At 42.2% G+C, this 26243-nt stretch carries 24 protein-coding genes and 2 pseudogenes; 22 read left to right on the plus strand and 4 right to left on the minus strand.

The annotated features are described in order from the left end of the window. Positions 1-12 precede the first annotated feature (12 nt). The 8 genes from AC4E8D_RS17070 to AC4E8D_RS17105 all read left to right on the plus strand — a co-directional run bounded on the left by AC4E8D_RS17070 (position 13) and on the right by AC4E8D_RS17105 (position 6184). On the plus strand, positions 13-447 hold the full coding sequence (locus tag AC4E8D_RS17070; protein ID WP_221821438.1) for an Imm26 family immunity protein: 435 nt from the start codon (positions 13-15) through the stop codon (positions 445-447). 327 nt (positions 448-774) lie between these two features. Then, positions 775-981 carry a helix-turn-helix transcriptional regulator gene (locus tag AC4E8D_RS17075; protein WP_076215179.1) on the plus strand — a complete coding sequence of 69 codons (207 nt, stop codon included), beginning with the start codon at positions 775-777 and terminating at the stop codon, positions 979-981. After that, a complete protein-coding gene (locus AC4E8D_RS17080; RefSeq protein ID WP_221821439.1) occupies positions 982-1422 on the plus strand; it encodes a hypothetical protein in 441 nt (146 codons plus the stop codon). 369 nt (positions 1423-1791) lie between these two features. Further along, the gene (locus tag AC4E8D_RS17085) at positions 1792-2364 is read left to right on the plus strand and encodes an RNA polymerase sigma factor (protein ID WP_260632765.1); all 573 of its coding nucleotides are present in this window, start codon (positions 1792-1794) and stop codon (positions 2362-2364) included. Next, complete coding sequence (locus AC4E8D_RS17090; RefSeq protein ID WP_490204971.1) at positions 2339-3031, plus strand: hypothetical protein; 693 nt, start codon at positions 2339-2341, stop codon at positions 3029-3031. The genes AC4E8D_RS17085 and AC4E8D_RS17090 overlap by 26 nt, the downstream gene beginning before the upstream one ends. Positions 3032-3164: 133 nt before the next feature. After that, positions 3165-4040, plus strand: coding sequence for an ABC transporter ATP-binding protein (locus AC4E8D_RS17095; protein ID WP_221821441.1), 876 nt, complete (start codon positions 3165-3167; stop codon positions 4038-4040). Continuing rightward, positions 4037-5107, plus strand: coding sequence for a hypothetical protein (locus AC4E8D_RS17100; protein ID WP_221821442.1), 1071 nt, complete (start codon positions 4037-4039; stop codon positions 5105-5107). The genes AC4E8D_RS17095 and AC4E8D_RS17100 overlap by 4 nt, the downstream gene beginning before the upstream one ends. 306 nt (positions 5108-5413) lie before the next feature. Then, the gene (locus AC4E8D_RS17105) at positions 5414-6184 is read left to right on the plus strand and encodes an AAA family ATPase (RefSeq protein ID WP_373865029.1); all 771 of its coding nucleotides are present in this window, start codon (positions 5414-5416) and stop codon (positions 6182-6184) included. Between the two features lie 661 nt (positions 6185-6845). Here AC4E8D_RS17105 and AC4E8D_RS17110 read toward each other — a convergent pair. After that, a complete protein-coding gene (locus AC4E8D_RS17110; protein WP_221821443.1) occupies positions 6846-7046 on the minus strand; it encodes a hypothetical protein in 201 nt (66 codons plus the stop codon). Between the two features lie 301 nt (positions 7047-7347). Between AC4E8D_RS17110 and AC4E8D_RS17115 the strand changes: the two genes are divergently transcribed. After that, positions 7348-8538, plus strand: coding sequence for a glycine C-acetyltransferase (locus tag AC4E8D_RS17115; protein WP_221821445.1), 1191 nt, complete (start codon positions 7348-7350; stop codon positions 8536-8538). Between the two features lie 37 nt (positions 8539-8575). After that, on the plus strand, positions 8576-9535 hold the full coding sequence (locus AC4E8D_RS17120) for an L-threonine 3-dehydrogenase (RefSeq protein WP_076250511.1): 960 nt from the start codon (positions 8576-8578) through the stop codon (positions 9533-9535). 759 nt (positions 9536-10294) lie between these two features. On the opposite strand, the gene AC4E8D_RS17125 is transcribed toward AC4E8D_RS17120, so the two are convergent. Continuing rightward, the gene (locus AC4E8D_RS17125; RefSeq protein WP_490204972.1) at positions 10295-10879 is read right to left on the minus strand and encodes a TetR/AcrR family transcriptional regulator; all 585 of its coding nucleotides are present in this window, start codon (positions 10877-10879) and stop codon (positions 10295-10297) included. A gap of 157 nt (positions 10880-11036) precedes the next feature. On the opposite strand from AC4E8D_RS17125, the gene AC4E8D_RS17130 reads away from it, so the two are divergent. The 7 genes and pseudogenes from AC4E8D_RS17130 (at position 11037) to AC4E8D_RS17160 (ending at position 17877) form a co-directional block, all read left to right on the plus strand. Continuing rightward, positions 11037-11726 (plus strand): SDR family NAD(P)-dependent oxidoreductase, encoded by a 690-nt coding sequence (locus AC4E8D_RS17130; protein WP_490204973.1) that lies wholly within the window; start codon positions 11037-11039, stop codon positions 11724-11726. A 508-nt stretch (positions 11727-12234) separates the two neighbouring features. Next, complete coding sequence (locus AC4E8D_RS17135) at positions 12235-12588, plus strand: hypothetical protein (RefSeq protein WP_490204974.1); 354 nt, start codon at positions 12235-12237, stop codon at positions 12586-12588. Positions 12589-12963: 375 nt separating this feature from the next. After that, positions 12964-13959 (plus strand): glycoside hydrolase family 43 protein, encoded by a 996-nt coding sequence (locus AC4E8D_RS17140; RefSeq protein ID WP_036613892.1) that lies wholly within the window; start codon positions 12964-12966, stop codon positions 13957-13959. Positions 13960-14244: 285 nt separating this feature from the next. Next, a pseudogene (locus AC4E8D_RS17145) lies at positions 14245-14539 on the plus strand (LLM class flavin-dependent oxidoreductase); the annotation flags it as partial. A 238-nt stretch (positions 14540-14777) separates the two neighbouring features. Beyond that, positions 14778-15956 (plus strand): hypothetical protein, encoded by a 1179-nt coding sequence (locus tag AC4E8D_RS17150; protein ID WP_221821452.1) that lies wholly within the window; start codon positions 14778-14780, stop codon positions 15954-15956. Positions 15957-16377: 421 nt separating this feature from the next. Further along, on the plus strand, positions 16378-16515 hold the full coding sequence (locus tag AC4E8D_RS17155; protein WP_221821453.1) for a paeninodin family lasso peptide: 138 nt from the start codon (positions 16378-16380) through the stop codon (positions 16513-16515). A gap of 525 nt (positions 16516-17040) precedes the next feature. Then, entirely contained in the window at positions 17041-17877 is an 837-nt protein-coding gene (locus AC4E8D_RS17160) for a class I SAM-dependent methyltransferase (protein ID WP_047843251.1), read from the plus strand. Positions 17878-18064: 187 nt separating this feature from the next. Here the strand turns inward: AC4E8D_RS17160 and AC4E8D_RS17165 are convergent, their stop codons facing one another. Both AC4E8D_RS17165 and AC4E8D_RS17170 read right to left on the minus strand, forming a co-directional pair. Then, positions 18065-18862, minus strand: coding sequence for a substrate-binding domain-containing protein (locus AC4E8D_RS17165; protein WP_490206491.1), 798 nt, complete (start codon positions 18860-18862; stop codon positions 18065-18067). A 72-nt stretch (positions 18863-18934) separates the two neighbouring features. Beyond that, positions 18935-19147 (minus strand): annotated as a pseudogene (locus AC4E8D_RS17170) (GntR family transcriptional regulator); the annotation flags it as partial. 244 nt (positions 19148-19391) lie between these two features. Between AC4E8D_RS17170 and AC4E8D_RS17175 the strand changes: the two are divergent. The 5 genes from AC4E8D_RS17175 (at position 19392) to AC4E8D_RS17195 (ending at position 26174) form a co-directional block, all read left to right on the plus strand. Beyond that, positions 19392-20729 carry an ABC transporter substrate-binding protein gene (locus AC4E8D_RS17175; protein WP_221821770.1) on the plus strand — a complete coding sequence of 446 codons (1338 nt, stop codon included), beginning with the start codon at positions 19392-19394 and terminating at the stop codon, positions 20727-20729. 84 nt (positions 20730-20813) lie between these two features. Then, entirely contained in the window at positions 20814-21710 is an 897-nt protein-coding gene (locus AC4E8D_RS17180) for a carbohydrate ABC transporter permease (protein ID WP_221821455.1), read from the plus strand. A 31-nt stretch (positions 21711-21741) separates the two neighbouring features. Then, a complete protein-coding gene (locus tag AC4E8D_RS17185) occupies positions 21742-22560 on the plus strand; it encodes a carbohydrate ABC transporter permease (protein WP_397376262.1) in 819 nt (272 codons plus the stop codon). 28 nt (positions 22561-22588) lie between these two features. Then, on the plus strand, positions 22589-23572 hold the full coding sequence (locus AC4E8D_RS17190; RefSeq protein ID WP_221821457.1) for a glycoside hydrolase family 43 protein: 984 nt from the start codon (positions 22589-22591) through the stop codon (positions 23570-23572). Between the two features lie 616 nt (positions 23573-24188). After that, positions 24189-26174 carry a glycoside hydrolase family 127 protein gene (locus AC4E8D_RS17195; protein WP_490204975.1) on the plus strand — a complete coding sequence of 662 codons (1986 nt, stop codon included), beginning with the start codon at positions 24189-24191 and terminating at the stop codon, positions 26172-26174. The last annotated feature ends 69 nt before the right edge of the window (positions 26175-26243 follow it).

Consider the following 26243-nt stretch of genomic DNA (forward strand, 5'->3'; position numbering starts at 1 on the left):
GTTTGGAAAACCATGAAAAATACGAGACGTAAACGAATAAAATTGGGTGATATCTACGCTATACCTCTGCCTAACGCTAAGTTTGCCTTTGGGAGAAGGCTTAAAGATGCCAGCATTGCAATCTATAATGTGATAAGTGACACGATAGAAGAGATACCTCAAGAAGAGGAATACCAATTTATCGTGGGTGTATATGATGATGTACTGAAATCAGGCGATTGGCCGGTCATTGAGAATCGTCCATTCCCGGATGAAGAAGAGGCTTGGCCCCCACCTGCCTGTATCATTGATAAGATATCAGGAGAATATTTGATTTATCATATGGGAGAGATTAGACCTTCTAATAGCGAAGAAAGCGAAGGATTAGAGATTGCGGCTGTTTGGGAAGCCCATCATATTGTTGATAGAATAATGGGAGATGATAAGTGGCACCGTTACCCGAATTAATAGTGTAAGAGTATACCATCTAAGGTTCCAGAGATCAGGTGTAGCGGTTTGAACCGCTTATTCACTTTCCAATACAAACATTAAGTCACGGCCTACATACGTTTCTATAGGGGTAACACCAAGCGCTTCAACCATTTGCTCTGTTAAAGTACACTCTTCTGGCATCTTATATAAACAAAATCAACCAAGCCAAGCCCCTCCTTTTACAAAGAGGGGCTTGGCTTGGTTTGCATTCAGAGCCAAATAATAATGCAAAGTTAACTTGACACATAATGCAAAGTGAACTATGCTAAAAATGCAAAGTAAACATTGCAAGGACGTGATCACTTGAAGACAAAAATTGCAGAACTGCGTAAGCAGCATAAGCTGTCACAGGAAGAGCTGGGACGAATTGTTGGTGTTACCCGGCAAACCATCACCTCTCTTGAAAGGGGAAAGTATACGGCTTCCCTTATTCTTGCTTACAAAATTGCCAATTTTTTTGGACTCGCCATTGAAGATGTTTTTGATTTCAGCGAAGTGGAGGAAATGTAAATGGACAAGTACAAGATTAAAGTAAAAACTCGTAAAAACGTACTGTCACTAGTAGCCGCTGCTACCCTATTGATCTATGTAGGACTTATATTTTACCGAGGTGGACTACCCGATTTACCTAGTTTTATTAAGGGATTTCACACAGGCGCTTTTATCGGGGTTGAAGTGGCCGTCGCTTTTTTCCTCGTCAGGTATATAAAAGCCAGTATTAATGAAGCCGAGCTGAAGAAGCAGTATATTGAGGAGAATGACGAGCGGAGTGTAATGATACTCCAGAGAGCCGGCACACTCAGCACAGCAATCATTCTCATTAGTCTGGGCGTTGCCTCCGTGATCGCCGGTTTCTTTAATCCCTTGATATTCTACACCTTACTAACTTGCTTATTATTTGTTTTAATCGTATTTTTTGCACTGTGGATGTATTATGCGAGAGCAATTTAAGGTTTAGATCAAAGCAGTGGAGAGAGATGAATGTTCACCGGATATCGATAATACTTAATAACAAAGTTGTCGAGGGACAAAAACATGATCCCATTAAAGTCGCTATTTAGCGGCTTTTTTGTTTTATCGGTACAAGAACATCTTCCGCTTACCGATTAGATGAATATCCATAGGCCGGTGAGACTTTCTCAACAGCATGGAAGCAGGAATTTCCCCGCTGTTCTGATAATATAAGGCCTTGACCTTCACATGGGCTACCCAGGAATATTCGTAATGGCTAATTTTGCATTATGCATAAAACAAGACATAAATAGTTTTGATCTTTTATGATCAAGTTATCGTTAATTAGTTTGAGGGGGTGAGGGAGCGTTGGATGATGAAGAGTTAATTCATGAGATTCGTGAAGGAAGTCGGGCTGCAATGGAAGTTTTGGTGAAGCGGCATTACAAATCGATATTTTCATATGTGTACCGAAAAACGGGAGATTATCATATCTCTTTTGATCTAACTCAAGAGGTATTTGTAAAAATGATGAATTCATTGGAGAATTATCGAGATAACGGAAAATTCAGTCACTGGTTATTGAAAATAGCAGTGAATCATTGTATGGATTATTTTCGTGGGCGCGAGTTCAAGCAACAACTCAGAGAGAGTGAGTTAACAGAAGAGGCGCTCCCAGCAAGTGAGCACCAGAATGTGTGGAACATATTCTATAAACGGCTTCAGAATGATAAGGTCAGGCTGGCGATACAAAGTTTGCCTGAGCACCAGAGGGACGCGGTCATTCTGAACTATTACAACGGACTAAAGATCAAAGAGGTTGCCGAGCTGACGGGATCGAATGAGTCGACAGTGAAATCACGTATACGCTTGGGCATAACGAAATTAAAAGAGATCATTGTGGGAGGTGAGCGGGATGAAACGTACGGAAAACGAAGATAGAAGGAAGCGTCGAGCTGAATTGGAGATGGAGGAGTACGCCGAAATTGCCCCTTTTTTGGATGACTATGTGGTTGAATATCCATCCGAGATGGAGATCGATAGGACGATAAGGGCCTTGGATGCACATATGCCGGGACAGATGAATGTTCATCTGGAGCAATCACCGGGGAAATCATTTACAGAACTGTTCCAACTCGTTCGGGGTGAGGTTATGGTTTTCCACAAATCGTACTGGCTAGTTTGCGCATTGCTTCTGTTGTGCGGATTCTGGTTGGGAACCCGCAGCACAATATCCCCATACATGAGTGGACTTATTCTGGTACCTGTACCTTTTATTCTCGGATTACTGGAAGTATTCAAAGGTCGGGATCAGGGGCTGATGGAGATCGAACTGACCTGTAAAATTACGGCACAACAGCTAATGCTGACTCGTCTGATCGTCGTGCTTGCAGGAAATATGGTATTTGTTCTGCTTCTTATGCTATTGGTATCTGGCGGAAGAGGAAGTTTCATCTCATGGAGTGGCGTCGGTCTGTGGTATACCCAACTGATGATTGCGGCAGGGGCTAGTTTGTGGCTGGCTATGCGTGTTCGGGGTGGAACAGCTGTTAGTATTTTCTTGGTCGCATGGTTTGGGCTTTTCTGGCTTATGTTAAGCAATCCCTGATTTGTTACTTTAGTACAATCTATCCAGACCCCAGTACTTATTGCAATCGCATTATGTGGAGTGGTTCTGTTGATCAGTCAGATCCGGCAGATGACGCGAAAATATACATCACAAACGGAAAGAGGTTATTCCTTTGAAATTGACCATGGATAACGTATCCAAGAAGTATAGAAACAAGTGGGCCGTGAAATCGTTCACGCTAGAGCTGTCCAGCGGTGGCGTCTACGGCCTGCTTGGACCAAATGGAGCGGGCAAAACAACGCTGCTTCGCATGCTTGTAGACATCGCCAAGCCAACGTCCGGACAAATTATGCTGGATGGGCAACCCATTGAACAGATGGGGGATCGTTATCGCGATATATTGGGCTATATGCCGCAGCGCTTTGGATTTTATAATCGTTTCAGTGCTCATAAATTTCTCATGTACATGTGTTCGTTAAAAGGACTGAGTACAAATCAAGCCGCTATTCGAGTGCAGGAGACATTACGTATGGTTGATCTGGAAAAGCAGGCACAACATAAAATTCGTACGTTTTCTGGCGGTATGAAACAGCGGCTCGGAATTGCACAAGCCTTGCTAAATGATCCGCAAATTCTAGTTCTCGACGAACCTACGGCTGGCCTTGATCCGAAGGAACGTATTCGATTTCGTAACATTATCGGTGAGTTGGGAAGAGACCGGATTGTACTGTTATCGACGCATATTATCTCTGATCTGGAGTTCTCGTGTAAGGAAATGATCCTGATGAATGAAGGTCAACTGATTACTCAGAACACACCGGAAGCGATCATGAACAGTATGCAAGGCAGCGTTTGGACTGCAACGTTAACAGAACAGCAGCTTGCCGAACTCACCTCTCGTTTCAAGGTAAGCGGATTGTCCTATCAGTCCGATGGTATTGTGGCGAGAATCTTGGCAAAAGAACGGCCTGTCCCACAAGCTATGCCAGAGGCCCCTCGGCTTGAAGACGTATATATGCACTATTTTGATGAGGAGGCGACATCGTGATTCGTTTGACCCGATATGAATTTGTTAAAATAATGACGCGTAAAAGTATCTATCTTGCACTCACCGGGCTACTAATGCTTCTTGTTCTATATGCCTATCTCGGACATCCGGGGCCGATGAACGGTACGTCGTTCTACAAACCCTATGAAGGAGCCATTACGGCTGAGAAGGTTCAGGCTGCACAGGAACAGTTACAAAACAAGGGTTACAGTGATGAAGCGAATCAGAATCGATATGGCGTATTTTATGAGATTTCCATGTTTTCGCCGGAATTCATAAAAAACTACACCAAAACTGATGATAGCGGAAATGTCATGGAACGGACCGTAAACGTCACTGAAATTCACTACAATAAACCTTGGGGTTATCTGTTGGAATACATTGATCAATTTGGCGTGCTTTTTATGATGATCATGATTTTGCTGGGACTGGCTCCCGTATTCGCAGAGGAATATGCATTGGGAACGGCAGCATTGGTACGCAGCAGCAAGCGAGGGAAGAGCCAAATCGTATCGGCTAAATTGATGGCTTCAGTAGTATATATTGTCCTATGCGTCATCTTGTTTACAAGTATCAACTTGCTAATCTACTGGTTGAGGTTTGGGAATTTGGCTGGAGCAGATACTCCAATACAGAGTGTAGGCATGTACTTTCAAAGCTTCGATTATGAGTACTCGCCTTATAGGTTGTCTGCGCTTCAGTATTATGTAGTTCAGTTGGTCACACACTTGGCAGGCAGCCTGATTTTTGGATGCGTTGTGCTATGGGTTTCTTCGCTCAGTTCAACAGCGTTTGTTGCCATAATCATTAATGTGGCTATTGTAGGCGTGCCCTATCTGGCTTTTGATGTGATGAACTTTAACCCAGGATGGGCGAAGTGGATTGAGGAATTTTCCTTCAGTACAATGATGCGGGTAACGAGACTGTTTCAAACTCCAGTAAACTACTCCATATTCAGGGTGGAGGTGTCATATCTACAGTTGTATTTGCTTATTATGACTGTAGTTACAGCTGTAGTTGTACTTGGTACATATCGAGCGTTCCGTAATCGTGAGGTATTTTCTTGATTTGAAGCACTATGAGGAACATGATGTATTACACAATTAGGTCCGCAGTTTCTGCGGACTTCTTTTCATATGAATAAGCATGGCAGTGTCCCCAGCTGAGGACAAGAACTTGGTTCCATTGCCAAAAGGACAAGAACATTGTACCCATGTCGATTAGAACATTTATCTGTTTCATTAAGCTAACGGGCAGAATAGTTTCGGTATGTGGTATTATTTGTTTGATGGAGTAAACTAAAGCTTGAGACAAACATCAGTCAGTATTTTCCAAAAAAAAGGTAAGCATAACGATCAAAGTTTTAAAAGGGAGTGAACTATATTAATATACAGCATCCCTATTTACGACAAATTCAGCTTAAGCGGCAACAAGTACCCACCTATAATCGTTACCCCTTTGATTTGGCGGTCATTCGAAACCTAAATACTCTTGATTTTCACCCCAAGGTAACCTATATCGTAGGTGAAAATGGGATGGGCAAATCAACACTGATGGAGTCCATTGCTGTCGCATGGGGATTTAACCCGGAGGGTGGGACGATCAACTTTTCCTTTTCAACCCAGGCTACTCACTCGAGCTTATATGAATATATACAATTGATCAGAGGTCCGCGACGCCCGAAGGATGGCTTCTTCTTCCGGGCAGAGAGTTATTATAATTTAGCCACAACGATCGATGAGTTGGACAGCCAACCATCATTCGCTCGCCCTATTATAGAATCTTACGGTGGGAAGTCCTTGCATGAGCAATCGCACGGAGAGTCGTTCTTTTCCACTTTCATTCATCGGTTCGGGGAGAAGGGATTATATATACTGGATGAGCCTGAGGCTGCATTGTCTCCCCTTCGCCAAATGGCGATGCTGACACGAATCCATGAACTTGTTTTGCAAAACTCTCAATTTATAATTGCGACCCACTCCCCAATCCTTATGGCATATCCAGATTCGATTATTTACAATCTAAAGCCAGATGGTATCGAAGTCCAAGTATTGGAAGAAACCGACCATTATATGATTATGAAAGAGTTTGTGAATAACAAGGATAGGATGCTCAGAGAGTTATTCGAAGAAACTCAAGATTAAATCCACTGCTATCCTATAGAATCTAAAAGCTTAAGAGAGATCGTTACAAAGAAAGCGATCTCTTGTCGAGATTAAGCTAACGGGAAACGTTAGCTTAATCAAACTTAATAAGGCATCAAATTGATCATCTGCTGATTTCAACTAGCGGACTGACAACAGGGATCGTTGCAGAAATGCTAACGATCCTTTTTTGTATATGTTTACGTATGAGTATTTAAATCACGAAAAAGGGCTCCTCCGTAGACTAGGAGCCCCAAGTGCAGGTCAGCGATCACGTACCTGGATATAAAGGGAAAACAGTGGGTGTTGCCCGGCAAAGTGACGTTTTTATTTTTCACAGTCCGATCGGTAATTTTGGTGATGCTGAGTATCTTACATGCTGTAGGCTTAGTAGAAGTGATTTTGTAGAACCATTCAAACGCTCTACACAGAGAAACAACGGATCGAACAGGAAGAACGGTACAACTATATTGGACTGTTATGGAAAAGTAAGGTATAGAAAGCCACTGCTTCTATATATTCTAAAACAGAAGATTCTATTTTCTAGCATGGGTGCTTGTAGGGGGGAATGCATGTTTCATTATTTTCTGAAGATAAGCAGAAACATTGTTAGGATTGCAACTGTGAAGCATTCGTCCTAAATCGAGGAAGTATAAATATACTATTCTCTATTTTCATCATCTAATCGCCGACGAAATATCAAAGCCGAAACAGCAAATATAATAAAAGATAATGTTGAAGCAACAGCAACCATCTTCAACACACTTCCTATTGGAGGGTTAAACAACAGAGCAATTGAGATGATTAAAACAGCACCTGTTAAACCCATTCCCAAAATCGAGATCGCTAAAATCTTGTTCATCAAATCACCTCACAGGTTGAAATAGAGTTTCTCATTGCATAATAATAGTTTAATACATGATGAATTAGTATAGAATGTAACAAAAAGTATAGCAAAGATTTAGTAGCGATTGCTTCCGAGAATGGGGAAGCAATCGCTATGTTTTTTTTGCGGATTTTTTTATTTTTTTGTCCGCCTCATGTGTACAAAAAATAAAAATGATGATACATTGAATTTAGTTTATTTCCTTTTATAACAGGTTTTTTTCGAAGAATACTGTGTCTCCTGTACGAGGACATGCGTATATCGAGGAGGGAATGGAATGTCAAGTCAAGCATTGGACGAATTTTTAAGTTCGAACATCGAAGATCTAAAGACTAAAGGTCTATATAACGTCATCGATACGCTGCAGGGTGCAAATGGTCCTGTTATTCGTATCAACGGAAAGTCCTTAATCAATTTGTCTTCCAATAACTATTTGGGACTGGCAACAGATCACCGCCTGATTGATGCTTCAGTTAAGGCGTCGCAGACATACGGGGCAGGCGCAGGGGCTGTGAGAACAATTAATGGTACGATGGATCTTCATATTGAGCTTGAAGAAAAACTGGCCCTTTTCAAAAAAACGGAAGCCGTTATCGTGTATCAATCGGGATTTAACTGCAATATGGCTGCTATATCCGCGGTAATGGACCAGCATGATGCGATTTTATCAGATGAGCTGAACCACGCTTCGATTATTGATGGCTGCCGCCTGTCTAGAGCCAAGGTGATTCGCTTTAAGCATTCGGATATGAATGATTTAAGACAGCAGGCGAAAGATGCCAAGGAATCCGGTCAGTACCATAAAATTATGGTCATCACCGACGGGGTTTTCTCCATGGATGGTGATATAGCAAAGCTGCCTGAAATCGTGAAAATAGCAGAAGAATTCGATCTGATTACTTATGTGGATGATGCCCATGGTTCGGGCGTTCTCGGAGCAGGTGCGGGAACCGTGAAGCATTTTGGATTGTCCGACCGCATTGACTTTCAAATTGGTACTCTTTCCAAGGCGATTGGCGTTGTCGGCGGTTATGTGGCGGGTAAAAAACAACTGATTGAATGGTTGAAGCTGAGAAGCCGTCCGTTTCTGTTCTCGACATCGCTACCTCCGGCTGCAATCGCTTCTTGTAGCGCTTCTGTCGACATTTTAATGAATGACAAAGAGCTGATCGAGAAGCTGTGGGAGAACGGCAATGATTTGAAAAATGGCTTGAGCCGGCTTGGATATGATGTAGGCCAAAGCGAAACGCCGATCACACCTTGTATCATTGGCGATGAAGTAACCACCCAACAGTTCAGCAAACGGCTTTATGAAGAAGGCGTTTACGCCAAGGCAATCCTGTTTCCGACGGTTCCGAAAGGAACCGGAAGAATACGCAACATGCCGACAGCTGCCCATACCAAGGATATGCTCGACCAGGTGATCTCCGTTTATGAGAAAGTTGGCAAGGAAATGAAGCTGATTTAGCTGCATTCGCGGGAGTACATTTCGGGAGGAATGTCTTATGAACAAGATTTTGGTGACCGGAGCACTGGGCCAAATCGGTTCTGAGTTAGTTGTTAAATTACGTGAAATTTATGGTGCGGATCACGTCATTGCTACGGATCTCAGATCATCAGCCCACGAAATTACCCGATCCGGGCCATTCGAGCTGCTGGACGTGACGAATGATAAGGCGATGTTCGAAATCGCCAAGCGGTACGAAGTTGATACCGTCATCCATTTGGCTGCGCTGCTGTCGGCTACCGCAGAGGAGAAACCGCTACTTGCCTGGAATTTGAATATGGGTGGATTGATGAATGCACTTGAAATATCCAGGGAGCTCGGCTGCCAATTTTTCACTCCAAGCTCCATTGGATCTTTTGGTCCTTTGACTCCGAAAGACAATACCCCTCAGGATACGATCCAGAGGCCCAATACGATGTACGGCGTGAACAAAGTGTCCGGCGAACTGCTTTGTGATTATTATTTTCACAAATACGGCCTGGATACTAGGGGACTGCGATTCCCGGGATTGATATCTTATATGACGCCTCCCGGCGGAGGAACGACGGATTACGCCGTGGAAATTTATTACGCAGCCGTGACGGCTGGCCGGTATACATCTTATATCGCCAAGGACTCAAACATGGACATGATGTATATGCCGGATGCCCTGAACGCTATCATCGATTTGATGGAAGCGGATTCTTCCCGGTTGATGCACCGAAATTCATTTAATGTCACCGCAATGAGCGTGGATCCGGAGGCGATCGCTGCAGCGATTCGGGATGAGCTTCCAGGCTTTATCCTCGATTATGACGTTGATCCGAAGAGACAGGCGATTGCCGATAGCTGGCCGCATTCCATTGATGCGACGGCAGCGAAAACAGAATGGGGATTTCATGCTCGCTACGACCTGAAGGCCATGACGAAGGATATGCTTTCACATCTAAGCGAGAGACAAATGCTTCGCAAGGCTTAAAGTTATTATGAATTCGATCGAAGAGTGACATCGCTAAAAAAAGCAAGAAAGGGGAACTTATAAAAACAAAAATAGAACGAAATTGTCGAGGGACAAGAACATTGTTCCATTAAAGTCGCTATTACAGCGGCTTTTTTTTGTTTTAAGGACAAGAACGTTGTGTCATTTCGGATTAGGTATCTATCTAAATAGCATCATGATGAAGATCATGTGGCAAGAAAAAAGCACATGAATTTAAGAATTCGCGTGAATAACGATTTTTTTATTAGAAATAACGTTTTTCCGGTAAAGACCAATCAATCTGCGCCAACCATCGGGACGCGAATATGTTACGAACTTGTCGATGTCGGTTTCGTAGATTGCTCTTGGTATCTCACGCTCATGCTTAGGAACACGAATTGTGGCTTCTTGGCAGAGGTAGTAATTCAAATGTTCGTGTCCAAATATGAAGATGTATGAGGATTTATACTTAACGGGGATATTCTACTTTGTAGTGGTGGAAATTACCCATTGAGCAAGTTGATTCAAAGTATATCGGACTCGCATTATAGCCACGTAGCTTTTGTCATGTGGATTCATGACAGGCTCATGGTACTTGGAAGCGTTGAGAACGCCGGAGTAAGGACAGTACCGTTATCTTCGTATCTGACTGCAAACATTATTCTATGCCTGCCTAGTTCTGACAGATCTAAGCAGGGAGTCGAGCCAGATCAGATTCGGCAAGAATAGCCTTTCTGTTCAGATCATACTAGTTTATTATCAAGTATCCTTCAGCAAGTCAACCATGTTAGAATAGTGAATTTCACTCAGTTGCTCGATAAAGTTATCTACCCTGTAGTTCTCCGGTTCAACTATCCAGAGACAAATTACTCCTACCAATCCAGATATCATGTATTCGATGCCAATTTTTATCTTCTCATCGTGGCGATGATCGCCGATTCCCGAAAAAATGATCGTTTTAAAAGCCTCTTTCAAGTATACGGAGAAGTTTGGATAAATATTTTGAGTGATCATTGTCTTAAAAAATATCATATTGGCTTCAATATCGTCGAAAATCGTTTTTAACATGGTAGCAAACATATCTTTATCCATCTCATGAATTGAATTCACTTCCAGGCTTAAGCAAGCATTTAAACTCTCCACGTTTTCCTGAAATAACTTCTCCATGAATTGAGGTTTATCTACATAGTGCAAATAAAATGTGTTGCGATTTATCATCGCTTCTTCGGCAATGTCCTGCACAGTAATTCGTTCATAGCCTTTGGTTTGTACTAATCTCAGAAACGCTTCTTTAATGGCTTTCCGCGTTTTGAGAATGCGCAGATCGACTTTATCTTTACCCAATTCGTGCTTCCCCTCCATAAATAATAGTCGAATTTATCAAAAGTGATGTTTAATTAACACATTGAATTATATCGACCATTGAGTCTTTTAAGTGTACGTTTTACAATTACAACTGTCAATTGAACTCACTAACTCATTCATAAAAGGAGAATCATAAATGAAAACACTGGCGATTGTTGGTGCAGGTAAGGGATTAGGATTATCTATTGCGAAGAGCTTTGGCAAGCGCGGCTTCCAAGTGGCATTAGTTGCAAGAAATGCTGCAAAACTGCAAGATATGGTGGATGAACTGAAGGCGGATGGTATCGAGGCAGCTTATTTCGTAGCAGATATTTTTAACAAGGAACAGATTGCACAGGCTATGACCAACATGAAAGAAAAGTATGGTCAGATTGATGTGTTGGAATTCAGTCCAACAGCAGGCAATTATCCTCCCACTTCTGTATTGGAGTTAACGGCGGAGAACGCCAGGGACGCATTTGAGGCGAATGTGGTTAGTGCCATCCATGTCGTCAATACGGTTCTCCCTGATATGCTCGCCAGGAAAGAGGGAGCCTTGCTCTTTACCTCAGGATTATCCGCCATGTACCCTGTGTCCATGATGGGGAATATCGGTATTGCTCTTTCAGGGTTACGCAATTATGTTGCTAATCTTCATACTTCATTGTCTGCTCAAGGGATTTTTGTGGGCCACCGCTCATTAGGTTTATTGATCAAGGAGTCAGGTACCGGCGCAATTAATGATCCGGATGTAATTGCAGAGATGTGGTACCAGGCCTATGTAGAGAAAAACGTATGGGAAGAAGAGTATCCTAAGGGGGTTACCCCCGAAACCATTCTGTTTTAACATTGGTGATGATTTCAGCAGGTCATAACATACAGTTGTAACCAAGTAGATGAGCTTGAGAACTAGGCATATATTTTGTGCTAAGAGACGCTTGAAAGAGATGAAGAAGTCGCTAATTTAGCGGCTTTTTTGTTTTTCGGTACAAGTTCTTGTACCGAGTCAAAGACAAGAACTTGTACCGATTGCCGATTAGATAAACACCTAACTAAGTTTCATGCAATTTCATTTAACAAATGTGTAGGAAAAATAAACTAATTGTCCAGTGAAAATATAGTATTTTCTTAGTGTCTAGGTTAAAGATAAGTCCCTGTTTAAGCACTACATGCTACACGCGTAGGTTCTTTAATAAATGATTGGAAATGGAATATAAAAAGGAGGACGTAACCCGCGAAGGCGCGGAGGGCAGTGGTTAGACTTTCATGAATAAAAGAGGTGTCTGTGGTATTATATGTAATTATGGGTTATGAAATAAATGGATTATTTGAAAAGAAAATGGTGGAATCAAAATATGGAACGTAAAATTCAACTAATGGAAACCTACGTAAATATCGACTTTGGAAACTCACCCTTTTTAAAATTAGATAAAGGGTTGCAAATTCCATACTCTTCAATCGAGGGAATAACAACAGGTAGACCAATACCCAAGGCTTTTAAACTATATGGTGCTTTATTAGGAGAAAAGAGAAATGGGTTATTTAGATCAAATGGTGGTTATCAACTCCACTTTTTTGAAAATGAGCTTGAAACTCTTCATTTAGATTTGAATAGCTTGAAAGTTGGTATGTTCAAAATATCAAAGTTGATCATTGGTGTTGAAAATCCTGAAGAAATAAGTGAAAATATTTCCGAAAGAGTGCAGTGATAATAAAGGAAAAGTGTATTACGAACGTGAGACGGTGGAACTTCGAGAAAAAAGCTTACGAGCTCAAAAACTTGTGAAGACATATAGAAGACATATAATGGTTGCGATCCAGAGGAGAAGAAATAATATGTGCGACAAGACAACGCAAAAAAAGATCACTTCATTGTAGAATATAAGAATTATGAGATGGGCGGGAATTGTACATTTTTTCGGGGGAAGATCTTTATTATGTGTACTAGGAAAGAATAAGCGGGGCTTATACAATAACATTAGAGGTTGTAAACGCTTGCTTTTAATTCTGAGGATGCAATCAATGAATTACCGTAATCCCGTATATGAAGTATTTTATTATTCCAATACCAAAGGAGATGCCTTATGAATCAACAACAACTACCTAAGCCCCACCAACCGCTCGTAACCCACATCTTCACTGCTGACCCGTCCGCCCATGTCTATGAGGGCAAAATCTACATCTATCCTTCCCATGACCTCGATCATGACGAGCCGAGCAACGATAACGGCGACCAGTATAAAATGGAAGACTATCATGTCCTCTCGATGAACAACTTCGATTCCCCGGTGGTTGATCACGGCGAAGCGTTGCATTTGAGAGATATTCCGTGGGCCTCCAAGCAGCTCTGGGCACCAGATGCCGCTTATAAGAACAATACCTATTACCTGTTTTTCCCGGCACGGGATCATGACGACATCTTCCGTCTGGGTGTGGCAACATCAGAGTCTCCGGCAGGCCCATTCATGCCGCAACCGAATTATATGGAAGGCAGCTTCAGTATCGATCCGGCCGTACTGGTGGATGACGACAATCAGTCATACATCTATTTCGGCGGACTCTGGGGTGGCCAGTTGGAGAAATGGCAGACCGGCAGCTTCGTGCCAGATGCAGAAGGACCTGCTCCTGACCAGCCGGCGCTTGGACCGCAAGTTGCACTGCTTAGCGACGACATGCTGTCCTTCCAAGGCAAGCCTGCCGAGATATCGATTGTCGATGAAGACGGGAATCCGATTCTGGCTGGGGATGAGGAACGGAGATATTTTGAAGGCCCATGGGTGCATAAATATAACGGCTATTACTACCTGTCCTACTCTACAGGAACCACGCATAAGCTCGTATATGCAATCGGCAAGAACCCGATGGGACCATTCACGTTCAAGGGCGAGATTCTCTCTCCGGTTATCGGCTGGACAACCCATCACTCCATTGTGCAAGTTGAAGACAAGTGGTATCTGTTCTATCACGACAGCTCCCTGTCGGAAGGCGTCAACCACAAGCGCTGCGTTAAATATTCGGAGCTGAACTACAACGAAGATGGAACGATCCAGAAGATCAATCCTTATCCGGGTGCCGAGTAAATTAGCTTGTTAGCGGAAACAGATAAGATTACAATATAAGGGATAATACATGAGGCAGCTCCTGACGGGGCTGCTTTTTTGATAGGAGGAGGATCAGTTGTTTCACTCAAACTTGGAGAAAATCTCTGCTGAACAAAGAATACTTCAGCAGTATACTGATTGAATGAATAAATTTAACTTAATTAAACATTAGGATTAAATCCAAAAATCTGTCTTCGATTACCACTGAAGAAAAAATACAGTTAACCGATCTTCTCAAGAAGCTCGGACTAGGTGCCAGTAAGAGGAGTTGATGTATTCGTAGTAGGGGAGAGTCATCAGCCATTATTTGCAACCCAGCCACATACCTATAAAAATCGCCAGTTCAGCAACAGTCCTGAGTACATCCGATCCGGTTCGGGTATATGAAGATTTTGCAACGTTGGATCTGATTTCAAATGGACGTGCTGAGATTGTTGCAGGAAGTGGTTCACGTCTAGGTGCATATGAGTTATTAGGTTTTGATGTGAGTAACTATGAAGAATTGTTTGAAGAGAAATTGGCTTTACTGCTGAAGATTAACGAAGAAGAGCGTGTTACAGCCGCATCAAAGCGGATTAGCGCCTCTAAACAGTATGCTACGAAGAATGAAATATGTCGCTGTTAGGTGTTTTCAAAAAATGTCATGTTATATTCCTTAATAATAGTGAAATAATGTCGATAAAATTATATAGTCCAATAGGAGAGGGGAAAACAATGCAAGTTTATAAGGGGCAACCCTATTAAATCTTACTCCGGTTATGAAGTATCAATTCAAAAAGGAAAGTTGAGGTTTTCGTATGAAAAAGAAGTTAATCAGTCTCATGGTAGCTACCCTGGTTTTTGCAAATGTTGGTGGGGTGGTGGCTGCTAAGAATTATGAATCCTTGCCACAAGCGGTTTGGACTCAAACACCGAATGAAGATTACATACCGATTCAACCAGAGAGTTTTTATGTGCCAGGAAAAGATACGCTGTACTTACATGTTGGAGAAGAAAGATTCTCTGAGACAAAAGCTTGGTCACCCGATACACTTCGAGCCGTAGATCCCAAAACAGGAAAGATTAAATGGGTATTCTCGTTTGCAAAGGCGGGATACGGATGGCCAAGTACAGAATATCCTTTTGCTTATGCACCAGACGGTACGGTATACGCCTATTTCTCATTTCCAGGAATTCTTTATTCTGTGAGCCCTGCAGGGAAGGAAAATTGGAGTAAGCGCGTAGGACAAGATCTAGGGGCATTTGACGGCAAGTTATATCGCATGAGTGACGGAAACTTAATTATTGCAGGTCAGAAATCGAATACAATCGGTGCAGAAACGGTACAACTACTATCTTTCGATAAAAATGGCAAGCAGAAAGCAAGTAAGGTGGTATCCGGAAAGCTAACTACTGTGTCGAAGAACCAAATCGCCATAGAGCTGTTAACAAAGCAAGGCAATGCTCAAAAAGTTGAAGTATACAACTCTTCCTTACAGCGCTCATTTCAATACACATTCCCAAAGGGAGCAGGAGTCAACTTTTATACTGCTTTTGCACTCGATGATGGTACTTTTGTGTTTTCAGTATATCAAGCAAATACGCGTAAACTAATAGCTTTATCTCCAAAAGGTTCCGCTATCTGGGGAAGAACAATCGATCAATTTGGGTTTGCTTTCCAAGCTGGGGATGATTATATGGTATTTAATCCTCAAACCAAAAAATTAAGATTGTTCAACCAGAAGGGTTTAGTAAAGGATAGGGTACTATCGAATTTTAATATGCCTGAGGGAGACGGTCTGCCGACAGCAAAAAAAACGGTAGAAGGAAACCTATATGTAGATTTGCTTACCACCCAGTATATTTTAGATGTAAAAACTTTGGCCTCTATTCACGAATTTAATGGAATAAAAGGGTCTGTATTGGACTACCGTGAGAATAGTGTCTTAGTATACGACTGGAATGAGAATAGGATCTCAAAGCATTTATTGAAATAAGGTTTTAACAAATTCTGGAAAACAAACCGACAACTGAAACAAGTCAGTTATCGGTTTGTTTGATATCATATGATCCAGGTGACCTATGCTACTCCTTAATAAAGTCAGCCATCAATTCATGAATGATTTCTTTACTGCTCTTCACTTCAGTGATCAGATCAAAAATAGTCCGATTAACGATTAGATGAGTATCAAAATAAAAAAGCTATATAGAGGAGAGTGGGCTTTAACTTGGGTCAGTAGCGCTACAGGGAAATACTTAACCCATAGAAAGGGATGAAATAGTTGTTTACTTAGATACGTATTGTGTCTTATAATTTTAAAAAAGATACATATCGTATCTTAAAAAGTTTGTATCGCACAAGTAATTTAAGGGTGCTCGCATCTTGGTTCCAGTTTTTGTAGATAGCGGGGACGACCGATGGAAACGAAAAAAACGCCTTGGCAGGCACCGGAATTAGAGGTGCTGGATGTGCAGCAAAGGATGGCTGGCTATGGATTCAGGCAAATTGATTGGATCGAAGAACATGATGCAGACCTATATGATCCATCGTCTTGATGATCATACTTCAAATTGAATATCGTATTCTTGCTCAAAAGGTCGCCTGTGGGCGGCTTTTTCGATGCTCAGATGAGGGATAAGAACGTAGCCAGCCTCCTGTTGATGTAACATTTGTTCGAATACGTTGCGAAATTCGTTACGCCGCTCGACAAACATTGTCCAATTGAGGCCTCCACGAAAAAATGATATCTCCAAAACGGCTTATACAGACAGTTCATAATTATAACGGAACCTGTTCTTTCAAATCCAGTGGTTGAAACACATGTGATGCATCATCGTAAACGGCTCTTTTTTTGTCAGCTTCAAATGGACGGAGGTGAAGGAGTCAAAAAATACTCTTCTCTAAATACGATTGAATTTGCATGATCAGATTCCCTTCGCTTCGTAAGTCATTTGGAAGGAAGCATTGCTTACGGACAGTATGTCTGTATTTTTCGGCGCATTCAACCATATATTGGATTCGTTTATTATGTTAAAGAGGTTCTACACCATTTATAGCGTTGTGAGAGGGGAGTGATCATTTTGAATACTTCTAAACAAATGATGTCTCATAATTCCAATGATCGTTTTAGTAAACTTGGAATTTATAGCGTCCAAAGTGTCTTTATTATTCTGTTCTTGCTGTTAACCCCTGTCTACTATTTGAACAAATGGGACTTTAAACGTCACAAAAAGCGGAATCCTTTCTACACCAGTAAATTGGTTCGATTGCAAGAGCGTTATCCGATTTTCTACGAATTGGCCATGTACGTTCAAAATTTTCCTATTCCTCGTAATGTTTATAAAGTTTTACCCCCTTTAAAGGGCGATGTTCTTCAGGTGGGCTGTGGTACAGGTTTATTGAACAAGTATCTTCGCAAGCAGAAGGATGTTCGTTTTCTCAACATGGATCCGAATATAAATGCTCTAAAACTTGGAAAGAAGTGGGGAAGGTTTAATTCTTATATCCATGCTTTCATTGATAAACCGACTTCTTTACCTGATCATAGCTGCGATATGATTTTGTTTGCAAGAAGCTTTCATCACATTCGCTATCACAAAAAAGCCTTCATAGAGAGCTGCAGACTGTTACGTGACGGTGGATCTATCATTATTGCGGACCCGGTTGTTCTCAAGTCTCTTTCAGGTTCTGTAACGGACGGTGGTTATATGGCGAACTCTTCGATTGATGGTGTAATTTGGAGATTTACCAAAGAAACATTAATTACTCACATAGAGCGTTGTCTTCCTCCTGAATTAAAGATAGAATCAGTAACCGAAACGAGACAAGTGCATGTAACGAATTATAATTTATTTGTACCTCAGACAGATATCGTAGTGGTACTGCGAAAAAGGGAGGCTGTATACAATGACAACTAAATTTATTTATGGTGTTTGAAATCTGCAGCATTATTCAATGTTTATTCGTTGCTCAGCCAGAAACATGTCTTGCGGATAATATAGGTAAAGGTATCTCTCCACAGAGGTGCCTTTTTTTGTTTTTAGGAACCAAGTTTTGTCCCAAGCTGAAGACAAGATCAATGTGTAGGCTGCAACCTTTGTCGTGTCAAGGGAAGATGAGTTGCACGGGGATGACGGCGTTCTTAGGAGAATAAATATCTTCCATCTGTTCACATAACAGCTTGACGGCTGTTCGTGCCATTTCCTGTTCATCCTGCTGCACATAAGCTACGCCTGAAAGATGTGGATTATCGAAAGATAGCAAATCGATATTTGAGTGATCGTTCAGACGACTGATCGCGGCCGATGTAAGGCGTGCGGTTTCTTCAGTCAAGGAGAAGGCTGCCGAAATTCCACTGTGGTTCTGCAAGAAGTTGCTTACATAGTCCAATGCTTGCTCGCTGCGTAGAATGTCGAGAGGAATGTGACACCACAAGCGCTTGTCAATCGAGATGCCTTGATCTGTGTACGCCTGCTCGAAGCCGAGCGTGCGGTCCTCGACGGCTGTATTGGCATTTTCAGGTGAGATGAGCGCAATCTGCTGATGACTCTTGGATAGCAAATGGGATACAGCTTTATACGCACCGCCGTAATTGTCGGATGTAATGGTGTACGTCTCAATGTTGCGCAGATAGCGGTCGATGAACACACACGGGAATTTATCGAGCGACAGACGCAGTAATGATTCGTTGTACTTCTCATCTTCTGTTGGAAAAACGATCAGCCCCTTCACACCGAGCTCCGTTAGTGTACGAATGACGTTTGATTCGATAGAGGAGGACTCGCGCGTGATGCTTAGTACCATGCTGAGGCCGGCTTCTTGTAGGTAGTGTTCCGTGTAGTCAACGAGCTTCTGAATGACACGGGTTCTCATCGTCGGAATGATGAAGCCGATGAGCGGCATGGAGGACGCGCTGCATGGGGATGGCGAGAAATTGATGCTAGAAACAACAAGACTAGAAGAGACGAATGAGCCTTTGCCTTGTACGCGTATAATTAATCCCTCGTCAGCTAGTAGGGTTAGGGCGTTCCTGACGGTTATTTTACTTACTCTGAATTCGTCCATTAGTTCTTGTTCAGAAGGAATGCGGTCCGTTGGCCGAAGCTGCCCTGATTTAATTTTCTGTATAATGTTTTCTCGAATTTGTTTGTAGAGCGCCAGCTTTTTCAAAGAGTAGCATCTCCCCATAAACTTTATGATTTTATAATCAATTGGTTATATAAAGCTTATTTCATATATATTATAATACGGCATGTAAAGCGCTTACAATATGGAATCTAAGAAATTGTTGCGAAGGGGTCTTTTCTTTGAAAGGTTAGAATTATGTTAAGGATGGTGGTGCCAAGGTGTATTGAAACCGCTTAAATTAACAGAACTAACTAGTCAGCCAACTTTTCAAATGCATAACAAAAAAAGAGAGGATGACGAACAAATGAAAAAACGCAGTGCTTTAATCTCCATCGTTACACTCCTTATTATGTCACTTGTTTTTACTGCATGTGGTAATCCTTCCGGTTCAAAAACGGAAACGCAGCAATTAGGCGCTAATGCCGGTGAGAATGCAACAGAATTATCATTTTGGACATTCGTAGATTTGCACGGCAAGCATTTGGATAAAATGCTGGGGTTATGGAACCAACAGAACCCAGACAAACAGATTAAGTTGAATGTAACGGTTATGCCTTACGATGATATGCACAACAAGCTCTTATTGGCAGTTACAAGTGGAAAAGGTGCTCCTGATATCGCGGATATTGAGCTTGGTAAATTTCCTAAATTCTTGGAAGGTGACAACGTTCCACTGGAATCTTTGAATGATGTATTTGCACCATACAAAGACGTTGTTGTTCCTTCACGTGTCGAGATTTATTCCAAAGCCGAACAGGTTTATGGATTCGATTATCACGTAGGTGCGACGCTTGCTTTCTACAATACTGAAATTCTCGAGCAAGCAGGTGTTGACTACAAGACAATCAAAACGTGGGAAGATTACAAACAAGCAGGTATCAAGGTTTATGAAAAGACTGGCAAGTACTTAGGTACTGCTGATACATCAGCTACATGGCAAGCATCGCTGCTACTAGCTCAGCAAAACGCTGATTTTACAGATGAAAATGGTAATCCAAAAGTTAACTCGCCTGAAATGATTAAAGCGTATGAAATGTTAGTCGATCTGCAGAAGAACAATGTTATTCACACGATCCCTGGCGGACAACCCGACACAGAAGAAGCAAAAGGCGAATACAACAAAGGCAACTACGCAAGTGCATTGATGCCTGAATGGTACATGTCCCGCTTTGTAAACGAAATGAAAGACCTTAAAGGTAAGTATGCAATAGCTCCATTGCCTGTATTTGAAGAAGGTAATCCTCGTTCCGTTGGCTTAGGCGGTACTGGCACAGTTGTTACTAAGAATGGTAAAGACGTTCAGTTGGCAAAAGAATTTGTAGCCTTTGCTAAGCTTTCGAAAGAAGCTACTACTGAAATCTGGAATACACTTGGATTTGACCCAATTAACATGGAAGTATGGAAAGATGATGCAGTTACGAAAAACCCTGATAATGAATACGTCCAATACTTTAAAACAAATGCATTTGATACTTTGAATGAAATCAAGGACGAAATTAGAGTGATTAAGTCCGTTAAAGCCTCACCAACCATCGGCAATATATTCAATACGGTAACTTTGAATGCTATCTTTGAAGATGGCCAAGACGTGAAGGAAGCTTTGGATGAAGCACAAGCAGCAATTGAACAAGAATTGAAATAAATATAATAAGTAAATGATTTGATTAGACCTGTCGGCAGGTATAGTAGTCGGCAGGTTTAACCTTAGTCAAGGGAGATTGAGAATATGATAAAGAAATTTGTATACTCTCAAAAAGTTGCGCCTTATGTTTTTGTATTGCCATTTATACTTATATTTTTGATATTCTGGTTTTTTCCACTTGTAAATTCATTCGTAATGAGCTTTCAAGATAGAATGTTAGGACAGGATCCTAAATGGATTGGTGAAGCGAATTATTCGAAATTACTTACTGATAAAGTGTTTTTGACATCTATTAAAAATAGCGTTGTGTACATGTTAGGAACCTTAGTGCTGTTAATTCCTTTTCCTATGTTATTCGCCGTTATGATAAACAGTAAGTTAATGAAGGGAAGAGAGTTTTTTAAATCTTCGTTCTTTCTCCCTGCATTGACTTCTGTCGCAGTTGCGGGTACCATTTTCCGCCTTACATTCGGTGAAATGGAAGGTTCATTAATGAATAGTTTCCTGGGTCTATTTGGTATAGAGCCTATTAAATTTTTGAAAGACGGAAATTGGAGTATGGCAGCACTATTAATCCTCGCATGTTGGAGATGGACAGGTGTTAATATGCTTTACTATCTATCCGGTTTGAAAAGCATTGACAATGAATATTATGAGGCTGCTTCAATTGACGGGGCATCTGCTTGGCAGAAGTTTAGAACGATCACAATGCCATTATTGAAGCCGACCACGGTATATGTTACGACAATTAGTGTTTATGCAGGTTTAGCCATGTTTACCGAGAGCCTGATGATGTTTAACGGTAACAATTCACCCAAAAATATTGGCTTAACCATTGTTGGATACCTGTATAGACAAGGGATTGAGCAGAATAAGCTGGGTTACGCAGCTGCAGTTGGTATCATTCTGTTAGTCATTGCTATGGTTATCAATTTAACGCAGTTGAAATTTAGTGGAATGTTCAAAAAGGAGGAGGATTAAAGTGGGCAGAAGTCAGACGAGGAGTGATTTCATCTCTAGAATAGTAATTATTTGTTTATTCATTATACTATTCGTTATAATTATGATCCCATTCTACGCAGTGGCCCTATCTTCCTTTAAACCAGGTGAATCATTAGTAAGATATGGTCTTAACCTAAGTTTGGATTTTGAAATCATGAGTTTTGATAACTTCATCTATCTGTTTACTGGACAACATGATTATTTTGTGTGGTTTTGGAACAGTATGATTTTAACAATCGTTCAAGTGGTTTTAACGCTTTTTGTAAGCGCATTTGTTGCATATGGTTTTGCAGCATATCATTTTAAAGGTAAGAACTTCCTCTTTATATGTGTTTTGCTCATTATGATGGTGCCTTTCGAAATACTGCTGGTTCCCTTGTACAGCCTAATTAATGATTTGGGAATGGTGAATAGCTATTCGGCAATCATTCTGCCCGGTATAGCCAATGCCGCGACAATATTTTTCTTCAGGCAATATCTACGAAGCATACCCAAAGAAATTATTCAATCTGGGCGAGTTGATGGCGCAAACGAGTATGCGATTTATTTTAGACTAATTATTCCGATTATGAAGCCATCCTTTGCAGCAATGGCCATTCTGAATGGTATGAATAGCTGGAATAATCTATTGTGGCCATTCATGGTCCTCGGAGATCAGAGTAAATATACACTTCCAATCGGTTTGAAAACGTTGTTAACTCCTTATGGCAATAACTATGATCTATTGATCGTAGGCTCGTTCTTCTCCATCATTCCAATTTTTATACTGTTCATTGCTTTTCAGAAATATTTCATAGATGGTATGACTGCAGGTGCTGTCAAAGGGTAGTGTATATTATGATGAAACAGGTGATAAGATGGAAATCCAACAACGAGCGTTACATGACATTCAACCATTGATTGAGCAAAGAGCTGATCCTTTTATTTACCGACATTCGGACGGTTATTATTACTTCGTAGCATCCGTTCCGGAGTATGATCGGATTGAAATCCGTAGAGCCCAGAACCTTGAGGGGCTTGTTACATCAACTCCTGTAGTGATCTGGAGAAAGCACGAGACTGGTATCCTTAGTGCTAATATTTGGGCACCAGAACTGCATTTTATTGATGACAAATGGTACGTGTATTTCGCTGCCGCACCCACGACGGAAACGAATGAAGGCTTGTTCGACCATCGGATGTACGTGCTAAAGAATGAAAATGCCAATCCGCTCGAAGGCATTTGGACGGAAAGAGGGCAGGTTCGTACCGAGTGGGAAAGCTTCGCCCTCGATGCCACTACCTTTGAGCATAATGGCAGCCGTTATTACGTATGGGCACAAAAGGATCCGAATATTGAAGGTAACTCTAATCTGTATATATCTAAAATGAGCAATCCGTGGACGTTGACTGGGGCGCAAACGATGATTTCGATGCCGGAATATGACTGGGAAATCATTGGTTATAAAGTGAACGAAGGCGCGGCATTTATTCGCAAGGATAATCAGGTATTCCTCTCTTACTCGGCTAGCGCCACGGATTTCAATTATTGCATGGGCTTACTTGAAGCCGATGCGGATGCTGATTTGCTCGATGCCAACTCATGGCGCAAGTCTCAAGCAGCGGTTTTCTCTACAGATGAGAGTATCTCAATGTATGGTCCCGGTCATAATTCCTTCACGGTGTCAGAGGACGGCGAAGAGACGCTATTTGTGTTCCACGCAAGAACGTACAAGAACATTATAGGAGATCCGCTGTACGATCCGAATCGCCATACATTTGTGACGGAGCTTTTGTGGACGGCTGACGGCAAACCCGATTTCCGCAGCTCTGTTGCAGCACTTGCACGTTCTGTACAGTGAACGAGTGTCCCAACAAGGTTGATTGATGGATTTGAGTTCGTTTATCCAACTTGCCAAAGAGAGACAGTTAGAACATCGAAGGCACCCTACTGGGTGCCTTCGACTTCGCTCAACAGATAATACGTCGAACCGTAATACAAGTAGTGGAAAGTTGCCTTAAAACTTGCCGCTCCAGTTATCCCGGAAAATCATATCAAAAAAACAAAAACAGTCGCTGATCAATAGGATCGGCGGCTTTTTTTATGTTATCGGTACGAGTTTTAGTCCATGCCAAGGACAAGAATTTCTATCGATTGCCGGAATGGACAAGAACATTGTCCGATTACCGTTAAGAAGTACATCTAAAGAATAAAGATGTAATTTAAATCTTAACAGGCAGCATAAATTTTGCACAGTTTTCAAATTTCTTATGGGACAAACAACTCGATAAGATACAAAAACGGGCATTGAGTCACTTACAGCGAGACGAACTGTAAGAGGTAAGTTTCTGATTTGTTACAAGGTTAGCATATGTACAAGGTTGTAATTATGTAAATTTCAGTTGGAAATGATGATTTCAGCCTGATGTAATGATTTGTAAAATAAGGTTATCAAAAAAGAACAAGGAGAGGTTCCCATGACAAAGCCAGACGTCACGCACCATCCACAGACATCAGGTTATAGCCATAAAATCAATGATCCATTCTGGTCGCATTATATTGAACTGGTCCGCAACGTAGTTGTTCCTTATCAATGGGAAGCACTCAATGACCGTATTGAAGGAGCTGAACCAAGCCGGGCCATTCGGAATTTCCGCATTGCTGCAGGGGATGAAGAGGGCGATCATTATGGCATGGTTTTTCAGGATAGCGATGTTGCGAAATGGATTGAAGCAGCTTCGTACCTGCTCTCCACGAAGCCCGACCCGGAACTTGAAGTCCTCGTGGATTCTGTTATTGAGACCATAGCTCGGGCACAGCAAGCCGATGGTTATTTGAACACGTACTTCACCCTGCGTGAACCTGGGGCGCGCTGGACGAACCTCGCCGAGTGTCATGAACTTTATTGCGCAGGACATATGATTGAGGCTGGTGTGGCGTACTATCATGCCACGGGCAAGCGCACGCTGCTGGATGTGGTTATTCGCCTGGCGGATCATATAGGCACCGTATTTGGTACAAAACCGGGACAATTGCCAGGTTATGATGGACATCAGGAGATTGAACTTGCACTCTTCAAATTGTATGAGACGACAAAAGAAGAGAAATATCTGGAACTGAGCCGTTATTTTCTGGATCAGCGGGGAGCGAGTCCGCATTTTTTTGTAGAGGAATGGGAGCAAAGAGGCCGTACCATACATTTTGGCGAGTTGGATATGGTTCACCGACACACGTACTCGCAGTGCCATCTGCCTATTAGGGAGCAGTCGACAGCAGAAGGCCATTCGGTTCGACTGGTTTACATGTGCGCGGCTATGGCAGATGTAGCTGCGAAAACGGAGGATACATCGGTGAAAGAAGCCTGTAAACGGTTGTGGAGCAACATCGTAAGCAAGCGAATGTACATTACGGGAAGCATTGGGTCATCAGCCAAAGAAGAAGCATTTACAGGCGATTATGATCTGCCTGGAGATACCGCCTACGCAGAGACCTGTGCTTCAATTGGCCTGATCTTTTGGGCGAAGCGCATGCTGCAGATGGAGCAGGATAGCCGGTACGCAGACGTTATGGAGCGAGCCCTGTACAACACGGTGATTAGTGGAATGTCTCTGGATGGTCAACGTTTCTTCTATGTGAATCCGCTTGAAGTCGATCCGAAGATGCAACGTGTAAATCCTAATTATGCCCACGTGCGAACACGCCGGCAAGGGTGGTTTGGTTGTGCTTGCTGTCCGCCGAACATTGCGCGATTAATTGCCTCATTGGATCAATATGTATATACCCCGGCTGTGGAACAGGCTACGTTGTATGTACAATTGTACATCGGAGGGGAAGGGAAATTCACACTTGAGGGTAGGAGAGCAGCCCTAACCATGGACTCTGACTATACCTCCACTGGAGATGTGAAGCTGATCGTTCGGCCTGATTCCCCAGAGGGAATGCAGTTTACGATAGCTCTGAGAAAGCCGGACTGGTGCAAGATTCCCGAGCTGTGGATTAATGGGGAGAAGAGCGAACAGGATGGTTTTACTTTTGAATCCGGTTACATAAAAGTGACCCGTTCGTGGAAAGCCGGTGATGAGATTAAACTTCACTTCCCTATGGAGTTGCTGCGGATGAAAGGGCATGATCACATCAAAACCGCTTTCGGAAAAGTAGCCATCCAGCGGGGACCGTTTATGTACTGTCTCGAAGAAGTCGACAATGGCCGCGGATTGCATCGCATTCAGCTGCCCCGGGATGCCGAGTTTCATATCGGTAGCGGGGAACAGATGCCTCTGGGGGTTCCGGCTCTTACAACCATTGGGCAGAGAATCGTATCCCAAGAAGACTGGGGAATACATCTGTATCGCAGTGATGTTCACTGGGATATACAGCCTGCCGAGCTTCGGTTCATTCCTTACTTCACTTGGGCCAATCGGGATGAAGGAGAAATGAGCGTTTGGATTCGCGAAAGCGAATAAGAAGAAGTCTACTCGTGCTGCTGTAAAAAGGTATGCAAAAGGAAAGCGCCCGATAGACCCACAATACGC

This window comes from Paenibacillus sp. SRL342 (assembly GCF_984798905.1).

Bases quoted from the DNA above. Each gene is read 5' to 3' on its own strand.
- AC4E8D_RS17070 (WP_221821438.1), top strand. From the start codon at position 13: ATGAAAAATACGAGACGTAAACGAATAAAATTGGGTGATATCTACGCT.
- AC4E8D_RS17080 (WP_221821439.1), top strand. From the start codon at position 982: ATGGACAAGTACAAGATTAAAGTAAAAACTCGTAAAAACGTACTGTCA.
- AC4E8D_RS17090 (WP_490204971.1), top strand. From the start codon at position 2,339: ATGAAACGTACGGAAAACGAAGATAGAAGGAAGCGTCGAGCTGAATTG.
- AC4E8D_RS17110 (WP_221821443.1), bottom strand. From the start codon at position 7,046: ATGAACAAGATTTTAGCGATCTCGATTTTGGGAATGGGTTTAACAGGT.
- AC4E8D_RS17115 (WP_221821445.1), top strand. From the start codon at position 7,348: ATGTCAAGTCAAGCATTGGACGAATTTTTAAGTTCGAACATCGAAGAT.
- AC4E8D_RS17120 (WP_076250511.1), top strand. From the start codon at position 8,576: ATGAACAAGATTTTGGTGACCGGAGCACTGGGCCAAATCGGTTCTGAG.
- AC4E8D_RS17130 (WP_490204973.1), top strand. From the start codon at position 11,037: ATGAAAACACTGGCGATTGTTGGTGCAGGTAAGGGATTAGGATTATCT.
- AC4E8D_RS17135 (WP_490204974.1), top strand. From the start codon at position 12,235: ATGGAACGTAAAATTCAACTAATGGAAACCTACGTAAATATCGACTTT.
- AC4E8D_RS17140 (WP_036613892.1), top strand. From the start codon at position 12,964: ATGAATCAACAACAACTACCTAAGCCCCACCAACCGCTCGTAACCCAC.
- AC4E8D_RS17150 (WP_221821452.1), top strand. From the start codon at position 14,778: ATGAAAAAGAAGTTAATCAGTCTCATGGTAGCTACCCTGGTTTTTGCA.
- AC4E8D_RS17155 (WP_221821453.1), top strand. From the start codon at position 16,378: ATGGAAACGAAAAAAACGCCTTGGCAGGCACCGGAATTAGAGGTGCTG.
- AC4E8D_RS17165 (WP_490206491.1), bottom strand. From the start codon at position 18,862: ATGCCGCTCATCGGCTTCATCATTCCGACGATGAGAACCCGTGTCATT.
- AC4E8D_RS17175 (WP_221821770.1), top strand. From the start codon at position 19,392: ATGAAAAAACGCAGTGCTTTAATCTCCATCGTTACACTCCTTATTATG.
- AC4E8D_RS17180 (WP_221821455.1), top strand. From the start codon at position 20,814: ATGATAAAGAAATTTGTATACTCTCAAAAAGTTGCGCCTTATGTTTTT.
- AC4E8D_RS17190 (WP_221821457.1), top strand. From the start codon at position 22,589: ATGGAAATCCAACAACGAGCGTTACATGACATTCAACCATTGATTGAG.
- AC4E8D_RS17195 (WP_490204975.1), top strand. From the start codon at position 24,189: ATGACAAAGCCAGACGTCACGCACCATCCACAGACATCAGGTTATAGC.